Raw genomic sequence first — 8,161 nt, forward strand, 5'->3', positions numbered from 1 at the left:
GGCCGCCGCCAGGCCGGGCAGATCCGGCGACGACCGATGAGTTCCGCCGGCCCGCGCCGTACACCCTCCCGGAGGGCGCGATCGTCGCGTCGGTCACGGAGGGACGGATCATGGAATACACCGACGAGGTACGGGCAGCGGTGGTCGCGCACCGCCGCGACCTGGTGACGCTGCTCGCCGAACTTGACCCGGGTCAGTGGGTCGGGCCGACCCTGTGCGCCGGCTGGCGGGTACGTGAGGTGGTCGCCCACATCACCATGGCCTTCCGTACCTCACCGGGCCGGCTGATGCTGGACCTGGTCCGCGCCGGTGGCCGGTTCGACCGGATGGCCGACCGCAGCGCCCGACGCGACGCCGCCGCCATGTCGCACGAGCAGTTGCTGGCCGCGCTGCGGGACAACATCACCCACCCGTGGACACCGCCCGGTGGCGGCCCGGCCGGGGCGCTCGCCCACGAGGTCATCCACGGTCTGGACGTCACCGTCGGACTCGGGCTCGGCCACCGGGTGCCGCTCGACCGGCTGTCCCTGGTGCTGGTCGGGCTGCGGCCCCGCAACATCGCCTACTTCGGCACCGACCTGACCGGCGTCCAGTTGCAGGCCACCGATCTCGACTGGCGGCACGGCACCGGGACGCCGCTGCGCGCGACGGCGCAGGACCTGCTGCTGGTCCTGTCCGGCCGCCGCCTCCCGCCGGGCCGGCTCGTCGGCGACGCCGCCGACCGGTTCACCGACCGGTCGGCGGACCGGCGCTGACCGGGTAGGCATCAGGGGCGTCGGGGCCCCGGAACGCGGACCGATCCGGGTTCAGGTCCGCGCCCCGGGGAGCTTCAGGTCCGCGTCCAGCGGTGCGGGTAGTGCTCGCGGTTGCGGCGGGCCAGCTCCACCAAGCCGGGGTACGAGCCCGGCGGCTGGCCTCTGGCGACGACGCCGGGGCGGCGTAGCGCCTCCTTGAACACGCGGGCGCTGACCGGCATGCCGTCCCGGTCAGGGCGGTCGCTGGCTTCGGCGCCGACGATGAGAATCCAGTCGCACCAGGGCATGTCGGGGTTGACCTTGGACACGTCGATGGTGAGCGGCCGCCGTCCACCCTGGTGGTCCGTCGGAGCCAGGGTCACCCGGTCGCCGGCGCGGACCAGCGGCTCCGGATCCGGTTCAGGCACCGTCGGGCGCCTGGCCCGGTCGGGTGGAGTCGCCGCCGTAGCTGTCGCCACCGTAGTCGGCCTCGTGGTCGTCGCCAACGGGCCACAGGCCGGACAGCTGCAGTACGGCGCGGATCCGTCGGGCGCTGGACGGGTCCCAGCGGTCGAGGATGGCGATGGCCCGGAGGAACGGTCGGCAGGGTGCGACGATGCCGCCGCACCGGTGGCATTCACCGGTGGTGCGGTTGGGGATGTGGGTGCGGGCGGTCGAGTTGGCGTCGTGGACGGCCCGGGACAGCTCCGGGGAGCGGGCTGGGCCGTCGTAAGCCGGACCGTTGCGGGCACCGGCCGGGGCCGGGCTGGTGGCGCGGGCTCCGGTGAGCTGGAAGCGCTGGTCCTGATCCGGGTCGGTCTCGCCGGGGTTCCGCTTCGGCAGCGGCGGCCGGTTCGGCGTCGGGTCGACGTCGTACCGTGCCCCGTCGCGCGGTGTGCCGATAGATGTGTACCGGGCGAGGCGAGGTGTTCCGCCGATCCCATCGTTCCTGATCACTGATCCCCCTCGAATGGAAGTTGGACCGAGGCTGTACTCCTGTTGCTCTCTACCCTGGACTGTGCTGGTGCGATCGCGGAAGATTAGGCGACCGATCGGATAGGGCGAGTCAGTACAGCGCTTGTCGCGGAGAGAAAGAGGCCCTGTCTGAAGAACCGTCCCATGGTCCTGAGGAGAGCCTGGAAAACATGAAACCGATGAGCCCGAGCGAATACCTGATCATGAGTCTTCGGCGCTTCCGTGAGTCGGCAGGGCTGACACAGGAACAGTGGGGTGCCAGCATCGGATACTCGGCGCAGCATGTCAGTGCTATCGAGCGCGGCAACCGTGCGGCGCTGCCGGACTACCTCGCTAGAGTCGATGGACGTTACGGGACCACCTTTGTGCACCTCTATCAGAACTTCGTGGTCAGTGAATCCGCTCCCGTATGGCTCCGTGAGTGGATCGAGATTGAGCGCGAAGCTGCGGTGCTGCGCTGGTTCGAGCCGAGTCTCATCCCCGGGTTGCTGCAGACCGAGGCGTACGCGCGCGCGGTTCTCTCATGGGGCGGACTGCTGACGGCAGTGGAAATTGAGCAGCGGCTGTCGTCGCGGATGGATAGGCAAGCGGTGTTGTGCCGTGAACCGACGCCTCCCATGGTGTTCTTCGTAGTCGATGAGCAGGCACTTCAGCGGACCGTGGGAAACGCCACGGTGATGCGCGAGCAGTACGAACGTTTGCTGGAGGTGTCAGAAATGCCCCACGTGCACTTACAGGTGATCCCCTCTGAAGCCGGACCGCATGCCGGGCTGGCGGGCGCGTTCATCCTGGCCAGGAGTGCAGAGGGCACTGAAGCCGCCCACATCGATGCGGCCCTGGAGGCAGGGATCACCGACCGACCTAACGACATTGCGGCCCTCCACGCCCGATGGGACGCTATGCGGAGCGAGGCGCTGCCGCACTCAGCGGCGGCGAGGATGATCAAGGAAGTGGCAGAGACATGGACATGACCCGGGAGCCGAGCTGGCGGAAGTCCAGTCGATCCGGCAACGGTGGGTCTACCTGCGTCGAGGTGGCGGACAACCTTCCTGGGCGGGTCCTGGTCCGGGACACGAAGGACCGCGACGGTGGGACGTTGACCTTCGGCTCGGCGGCGTGGTCGGCGTTCGTCGAGCTGGCGAAGGCCCGCTGACCCGACCATCACTGCGACGGCCCCGTACCGGACGCGGTGCGGGGCTCGTCGCTGAGCGACGTGCCTCGGTGCCGGCTCCCGGGGTACATGGTGCCGTCGACGGCTTGATGCCAGAGGTGCATCTTGATGCACCTCTGGCATCAGACTCAACCGGCAACCCTGATCCGGCAAGGTGATGCTGGGTGCGTCAAATATCACTCAACGTCACCGATGACCATGTGCTGGACTTCTGCGCTGGGCGGCCGTCGGCTGATCATCTGATTGCAGTGGCGAGGCGACGGACGGCCTCGTCCATCTGGTCGGGCGGGGCGGCGGCGTAGGTCAGGCGCAGGTGCGGTGCCGGTGGTTCGGCCGCGTACCAGGGACGGCCGGGGAAGACGACCACGCCCTCGGCTGCGGCTGCGGCAGCCAGTGCGACATCGTCGGTGCCGGCGGGCAGTGCCACCCACAGGTGCAGCCCGCCACCGGGCACTGTGGTCGGAACGAGCTCGGGTAGATGCCGGCGCAGCGCGGCCAGCAGCGCGTCCCGCCGGGCCCGCAGGGCGGTACGTAGCGCGCGCAGGTGCCGTGGCCAGGCCGGGGCGGTCACCAGCTCCACAGTGGCCTGCTGCAGTGGGCCGGTGACGAAGAGGTCGTCGAGCAGTCGGGCGGCCCGCAGCCGGGCACCGGCCGGGCCGCGCGCGCCGAGCGCGGCCACCCGCAGGCCGGGCGCGGCCGACTTGGTCAGCGACCGCAGGTAGACCACGTGCCCGTCGGCGTCGTCGGCGGCCAGCGGCGGCGGGGCTTCGCCGTCGATGGTGAGGTCGCGGGCGTAGTCGTCCTCGATCAGGAACGCTCCGGCGTCGCGTACCGCCGCCATGACCGCCGCCCGGCGGTGCGCGGCCAGCGTCGCTCCCGTCGGGTTGGCGTGCAGCGGCTGGCAGTAGAACAGCCGCGCGCCGGTCCGGGCGAACGCGGCGGCGAGCTGATCCGGGCGTACGCCATCGGGATCGGCCGGCACCGGCACCACCCGCAGCCCGTTCGCGCCAGTGGCGGCCAACGCTCCCAGATACGTGGGGGATTCGACGAGCAGCGTGTCACCGGGCGCGGCGAGCGCTCGTAGCGCGGTGGACAGCGCGGCCTGCCCGCCCGAACAGATGGTCATGTCGTCGGCGTGCAGCCGGGCGCCGGCCGCCCCGGCGAACCAGGCACGCAGGTCCTCCCGCCCCTCGACCGGGCCGCGTTGCCAGGCGGCGGGCTGGCGGGCGGCCCGAGCGAGTGCCGCGCCGAGCGCAGCCACCGGCTGCAACTGCGCGTCCAGGTAGCCGCCGGTCAGTGCGATCGCGCCCGGCCTCGGCAGGGCCAGCAGCGCCTGCATCTCGTCCTCACCCGGCCGGCGGGCACCGAGCGCCACGGTCTGCCAGGCCAGGTCGGACGCCGCCGCCGGTGAGTGCCGGTCGTCGGGGCGGGCGGCGACGAAGGTGCCTCTGCCGGGTCGCGCCTCGACCAGCCCACGGGCCACCAGCCGCCGGACCGCCTCGGCGACGGTCACCGGTGAGGCTCCGTGCCGGGCGGTCAGCTCGCGTACCGAAGGCAGCTGCGTCCCAGGGGTCGCCCCGGCGACCAACCGGAGCAGATCTTGGATAACGCGTTCGGCTGCGTTACCGTCATTCATGAAAGTCAAGAGTAGCGTTACTGTAGCCCGGCCGGTAACGGCGGACCGGCTCACCGGGCTCATCCTCGGCGCGCTGGGGGTGCTCGCGTTCAGCATGTCGCTGCCGGCCACCAGGGTCGCCGTGCAACAACTCGACCCGTGGTTCGTCGCCTTCGGTCGGGCCGTCGGCGCGGCGCTGCTCGCCTGGGCGTACCTCGGATTCACCCGCGCCCCGCGCCCCACCCGCAGCCAGTGGCGGCGACTGTCGGTCGTCGCCCTCGGCGTCGTCGTCGGGTTCCCGCTGTTCACCTCGCTGGCGTTGACCACCCAGCCGTCGGCGCACGGCGCGGTCGTCATCGCCGTACTGCCGGCGGTCACCGCCGTGTTCGCGGTGGTACGTGCGGGTGAACGCCCACCTGCGCTGTTCTGGGCCGCCGCCGGCGGCGGGCTGCTCGCGGTGCTCGGCTTCCTCGCCGCCGGCGGCGCGGTACGCGGCGCGCTGACCGCCGCCGACCTGTTCCTGCTCGTCGCGGTCGTCCTGTGTGGTCTCGGGTACGCCGAGGGCGGCGCGCTCGCCCGCGAACTCGGTGGTGCCCGGACGATCTGTTGGGCGCTGCTGCTGTCGCTTCCCGCCACGGTGGCTGTGACGCTGGCGGTCTGCATCGTCCGGCCGCCGCGCGCCGACGCGCTCACCTGGTCGGCGTTCGGCTACCTCACCGTGGTCTCCATGTTCCTAGGCTTCTTCGCCTGGTACGCCGGGCTGGCCCGGGGTGGCGTCGCCCGGGTCGGTCAGGTCCAACTGGCCCAGCCGGTGCTCACCCTGCTCTGGTCCGCCGCGCTGCTCGGCGAGACGGTCGGCTCCACCTCGATCATGACCGCGCTGGGCGTGCTGGCCTGCGTGGTACTGACCCAGTACCAGCGGGGCCGCGTCGGCTGAAGCCGGCGATTACCGTTGGTTGTGGTGCGTTCGGTCACGCTGCGTCGGCGTGGCCATCGCCGGTGCGTTCGGTGACGATGCGGCGGAGCACATCGAGGGCCTGCTCGGCCTCGTGCTGGCCGACGGGTGCGGTGCGGGCAGTCACGTACCCGGTCAGGGCGTCGCGGATGACGTCGGACCGGCGGGTCGTTGACTCCTCGGCGATGCGGTCAAGCTGCTCGACGAGCGCGACGGGCAGCCGGATGCTCACCAGCATCATCGGCGCCTCTGGCGCGGGACCGGTTGCTTGCGCAGGGGTGACCGATCTGATCACCGGTGCCAGGCTGTCGGTGTTCTGGAACCAGGTGATGACCTCATCCTTGGTCATCCGGTCGAAGTCCGGGTCGCTCATAGGATTCGCCTCCTCCACTCGTCCAGGTCCGCGCCGCCCAGGGCGCGGACTCCCATGATCTTGTACGTCCGCGTCGCGCCGATCCGGTCACCAGCGCCTGGGTCGCCTCGTCGACACCGACGTCGTTGCGGCGAGCGTTGGCCAGGCCCTCGTCGGTCCACACGTACTCCCGTTCCCCCACCAAGCGACCGTAACACACCGTAATACGCTGCCCTGGCAGGGTCCAGCAGCCGGAGACACCGGACTTGTCAGGGCCTACCGGTACGCCGCGCGACCGTGGCGGTCCACCAGACCGCGGTCATGCTGTTGAAAGTAGTGGTGGCGGACACTGATCGGATCCGTCGTCCCGGCGACCTGACGGTACGCCCGCGTGGTGGGCCCTCGACGAGGCCGGCTGCTGCTGGTCAGGTGTTGCGACGATACGTCCATGAGCGACGGATCACGCGGGCTGGCGACCGTGCGTGCCATTGCATGGTGGACGGTGCTGCGGCTGGTGCTCGTACTGCTGTGGCTGTTCGCAGCGGCGACCGTCTGGTGGACAGCTCCCCGGCAGCACGACTACGACCAGGCAAGGGCCGACGTGGCGGCGGGTCGGGTCGTGGCGTACCAGTGGGGTGACAGCTGGGACCAGAGTCGACGCGGATGGTTCGACGTCGCCGAGCTGCGCTCGGCCGGTCAACTCGGCCCGCTGTTCGGGTGGCGTACCGCCGACGGCCGAGTGCATTGGACGGACACCGCCGCCTTCGGTGAGGTGACCGCTGCCGCCGACGACGGCGGCGGCGGCAGCTACGCCGGACCGGGCGCGGCCGCCCTGGCCCGGGACCTGCGCGCCGCCGGCCTGGAAGAGCGGGTCGGCGGCGTGCAGTCCGTCGTGCGGGTCGGTACCCAGATCGGTTTCGTGCTGCTGGTGACCTTCTTGGTGGTGCTGGTCGGTGGGCCGGCTCCGGCGCTGGGCACCCGGTGGTACTGGTTTTGGCTGGTCTACCTGACCCCGTTAGGGCTCGGCCTGCTGTGGTGGCTGGGTCTGGAGCGTCCGTGGTCCGGCAAGGCGGCGGCGTTGCCTGGCGTGGTCGGCGTCGACCAGCGTCGGTACACCGGCCTGCTCGGCTTCGCGTTCGGGTTGCTTGCGGCCCTCGGGATCAGCCTGCTGACCATGGTGCTGCACATTGTGCTCGGCGGCTGGTGGGTGCCTCAGCCCGGCGGTTAGCGGCGGTACGCGCGTTCGCAGGTGGACGGTCAGGGAGTCAGGACGACCTTGCCGGCGATGGTGCCGGACTCAGCCAGCCGCAGCGCCTCGGCGACGCGGGTGAGTGGCAGTTCGGCGGCGATCTGGGCGGTGACGTCGCCGCGCCGCAGCGCGGCGAGGACCTGGGTCAGGTCGGCCCGCAGCCGGGCCCGGAACCGCTCCTTGGCCAGTGCCCGGCCGGCCCAGATGTTGTAGAAGTAGGCGTGCCGGCGGTTCGGCAGCGCGTTCCACAGCCGCACCCGGCCGAACAGCTTCAGCACCGGCCACTGCTTGTTGCCGGTGTCGTCGCGGGTCGACGCGCTGCCGTACGCCACGAGGGTGCCGCCGGGGGCGACCAGGCTCCACGACCCGACGATGCCCGGCCCGCCGACATGGTCGAAGACGGCGTCCACGCCGTCGGGGGCGATCTCGCGGACCCGGGCGACCAGGTCCGGGGTGCGGTAGTCGATCGGGATGACGCCGCGCTGGCGCAGGGCGTCGTGGTGGCGGGCGGACGCGGTGCCGATCACCGTCGCGCCGGCGCCGGCGGCGAGCTGCACCAGGATCGAGCCGACGCCGCCGTTGGCGCCGTGCACCAGGACGGTCTGTCCGGCCCGGATCCGTGCCTTGCGGTGCAGCATCTGCCAGGTGGTGATCCCGTTGAGGACGACGGTCTCCGCTTCGGTGGCGCTGATCCCGTCGGGCACCGGCACCAGGTCGGCCCGGTCGACGACGACGTGGCTGGCCCAGCCGCCGGTCTTGACCAGCGCGGCGACCCGGGTCCTGGTCAGCGACTGTTCGACACCGGGCCCGACCGTGTGGACCGTGCCGACCAGGTCGTAGCCGGGGACGAACGGGAACGGCGGCTGGTCGAAGTACCGGCCCCGGCGCATCTGCTGCTCGGCGAAGGAGACCCCGGTCGCCTCCATCTGAACGACGACCTGACGCGTACCGCAGCCTCGCCGACACGTTCCGCGCGGCGGCCGACGCCGGCGCCGATCTGGCCGCGCTGGCGCACACCCTGCGCGGCTGGGCGCTCGTCGACCCGCACCGCTACCGGAATGCGGGCCAGTGCTCCGGCCTTCAGGCCGGGGGTGAAGGCCCGCGCTGGGA

Annotated in this window: 10 protein-coding genes; 5 read left to right on the top strand and 5 right to left on the bottom strand. The window is 71.5% G+C overall.

Annotation, left to right across the window (positions count from 1 at the left end; genetic code table 11):
- Positions 1–110: 110 nt before the first annotated feature.
- The gene (locus tag ACFHWT_RS27090) at positions 111–755 is read left to right on the top strand and encodes a maleylpyruvate isomerase family mycothiol-dependent enzyme (protein WP_416597511.1); all 645 of its coding nucleotides are present in this window, start codon (positions 111–113) and stop codon (positions 753–755) included.
- A 74-nt stretch (positions 756–829) separates the two neighbouring features.
- Here the strand turns inward: ACFHWT_RS27090 and ACFHWT_RS27095 are convergent, their stop codons facing one another.
- Together ACFHWT_RS27095 and ACFHWT_RS27100 are read right to left on the bottom strand one after the other, a co-directional pair.
- Complete coding sequence (locus ACFHWT_RS27095) at positions 830–1,162, bottom strand: hypothetical protein (RefSeq protein ID WP_416597512.1); 333 nt, start codon at positions 1,160–1,162, stop codon at positions 830–832.
- The gene (locus ACFHWT_RS27100; RefSeq protein ID WP_416597513.1) at positions 1,155–1,691 is read right to left on the bottom strand and encodes a hypothetical protein; all 537 of its coding nucleotides are present in this window, start codon (positions 1,689–1,691) and stop codon (positions 1,155–1,157) included. The genes ACFHWT_RS27095 and ACFHWT_RS27100 overlap by 8 nt, the downstream gene beginning before the upstream one ends.
- A 188-nt stretch (positions 1,692–1,879) precedes the next feature.
- Here ACFHWT_RS27100 and ACFHWT_RS27105 point away from each other — a divergent pair, with 188 nt between their 5' ends.
- On the top strand, positions 1,880–2,680 hold the full coding sequence (locus ACFHWT_RS27105; protein WP_416597514.1) for a helix-turn-helix domain-containing protein: 801 nt from the start codon (positions 1,880–1,882) through the stop codon (positions 2,678–2,680).
- Positions 2,671–2,862, top strand: a complete 192-nt coding sequence (locus ACFHWT_RS27110; protein ID WP_278170867.1) for a DUF397 domain-containing protein — start codon at positions 2,671–2,673, stop codon at positions 2,860–2,862. Before ACFHWT_RS27105 ends, ACFHWT_RS27110 begins: the two co-directional genes overlap by 10 nt.
- 253 nt (positions 2,863–3,115) lie before the next feature.
- Here the strand turns inward: ACFHWT_RS27110 and ACFHWT_RS27115 are convergent, their stop codons facing one another.
- The gene (locus ACFHWT_RS27115; protein ID WP_416597515.1) at positions 3,116–4,516 is read right to left on the bottom strand and encodes a PLP-dependent aminotransferase family protein; all 1,401 of its coding nucleotides are present in this window, start codon (positions 4,514–4,516) and stop codon (positions 3,116–3,118) included.
- Here ACFHWT_RS27115 and ACFHWT_RS27120 point away from each other — a divergent pair.
- Positions 4,515–5,432 carry a DMT family transporter gene (locus ACFHWT_RS27120; RefSeq protein ID WP_416597516.1) on the top strand — a complete coding sequence of 306 codons (918 nt, stop codon included), beginning with the start codon at positions 4,515–4,517 and terminating at the stop codon, positions 5,430–5,432. The two genes, ACFHWT_RS27115 and ACFHWT_RS27120, sit on opposite strands and share 2 nt — an antisense overlap.
- 34 nt (positions 5,433–5,466) lie before the next feature.
- On the opposite strand, the gene ACFHWT_RS27125 is transcribed toward ACFHWT_RS27120, so the two are convergent.
- Complete coding sequence (locus ACFHWT_RS27125; RefSeq protein ID WP_416597517.1) at positions 5,467–5,823, bottom strand: ribbon-helix-helix protein, CopG family; 357 nt, start codon at positions 5,821–5,823, stop codon at positions 5,467–5,469.
- A 427-nt stretch (positions 5,824–6,250) separates the two neighbouring features.
- On the opposite strand from ACFHWT_RS27125, the gene ACFHWT_RS27130 reads away from it, so the two are divergent.
- Positions 6,251–7,030: a hypothetical protein gene (locus ACFHWT_RS27130; RefSeq protein ID WP_416597518.1), complete on the top strand. Its 780-nt coding sequence runs from the start codon at positions 6,251–6,253 to the stop codon at positions 7,028–7,030.
- Positions 7,031–7,059: 29 nt separating this feature from the next.
- On the opposite strand, the gene ACFHWT_RS27135 is transcribed toward ACFHWT_RS27130, so the two are convergent.
- A complete protein-coding gene (locus ACFHWT_RS27135; RefSeq protein ID WP_416597519.1) occupies positions 7,060–7,977 on the bottom strand; it encodes a medium chain dehydrogenase/reductase family protein in 918 nt (305 codons plus the stop codon).
- Positions 7,978–8,161 lie beyond the last annotated feature (184 nt).

The organism is Micromonospora sp. LOL_021 (genome assembly GCF_048060215.1).
Lineage (GTDB): Bacteria > Actinomycetota > Actinomycetes > Mycobacteriales > Micromonosporaceae > Micromonospora_E.

Coding starts and splice junctions, on each gene's coding strand:
- ACFHWT_RS27090 (WP_416597511.1), top strand. CDS start 111: ATGGAATACACCGACGAGGTACGGGCAGCGGTGGTCGCGCACCGCCGC.
- ACFHWT_RS27105 (WP_416597514.1), top strand. CDS start 1,880: ATGAAACCGATGAGCCCGAGCGAATACCTGATCATGAGTCTTCGGCGC.
- ACFHWT_RS27110 (WP_278170867.1), top strand. CDS start 2,671: ATGGACATGACCCGGGAGCCGAGCTGGCGGAAGTCCAGTCGATCCGGC.
- ACFHWT_RS27120 (WP_416597516.1), top strand. CDS start 4,515: ATGAAAGTCAAGAGTAGCGTTACTGTAGCCCGGCCGGTAACGGCGGAC.
- ACFHWT_RS27115 (WP_416597515.1), bottom strand. CDS start 4,516: ATGAATGACGGTAACGCAGCCGAACGCGTTATCCAAGATCTGCTCCGG.
- ACFHWT_RS27125 (WP_416597517.1), bottom strand. CDS start 5,823: ATGAGCGACCCGGACTTCGACCGGATGACCAAGGATGAGGTCATCACC.
- ACFHWT_RS27130 (WP_416597518.1), top strand. CDS start 6,251: ATGAGCGACGGATCACGCGGGCTGGCGACCGTGCGTGCCATTGCATGG.
- ACFHWT_RS27135 (WP_416597519.1), bottom strand. CDS start 7,977: ATGGAGGCGACCGGGGTCTCCTTCGCCGAGCAGCAGATGCGCCGGGGC.